At 65.3% G+C, this 585-nt stretch carries 1 protein-coding gene; it reads right to left on the bottom strand.

Features of this window, described 5'->3' with window-relative positions; all coding sequences use genetic code 11:
- Positions 1 to 585, bottom strand: a 585-nt coding sequence (gene hemA, locus ACH107_RS33390) for a 5-aminolevulinate synthase (RefSeq protein ID WP_412509869.1), incomplete at both ends; no start/stop codon positions are given.

The raw sequence follows: 585 nt of genomic DNA, 5'->3' as shown, positions 1-585 counted from the left end.
TCCATCAGCCCCTCGCGCTCGGCGATGCCGCCGCCGCGCGGGCCGTACATGCCCACGGCATGGACCTCGTCGAGATAGGTCATGGCATTGTAGCGCTCGGCCAGGTCGCAGATTTCGCGAATCGGCGCGATGTCGCCATCCATGGAATAGACGCTCTCGAAGGCGATAAGCTTGGGCGCATTGGCTGGCAGTGCCTGCAGATGCGCCTCCAGGTCGTCGAGGTCATTGTGCTTCCAGATGACTTTCCGCGCCCCGGAATGGCGGATGCCCTCGATCATGCTGGCATGGTTGAGCGCGTCCGACAGGATCACCAACCCCGGAATCTTCGCGCCCAGGGTGCCCAGCGTGGCCCAGTTGGACACGTAGCCGGAGGTAAACAGCAGCGCCGCGTCCTTGCCGTGCAGGTCGGCCAGTTCGCGTTCCAGCAGCACGTGATGATGCGTGGTGCCGGAAATGTTGCGCGTGCCCCCGGCCCCGGCCCCGACGGTATCGAGCGCCTGGTGCATGGCCGCCAGCACATCCGGGTGCTGGCCCATGCCGAGATAGTCGTTGGAACACCAGATCGTAACGTCGCGGACGGACGCG

This window comes from Roseovarius halophilus (ex Wu et al. 2025) (assembly GCF_047086965.1).
Note: the sequence above shows the minus strand (reverse complement) of the source record. Positions and strands in the feature narration are given on the sequence as shown.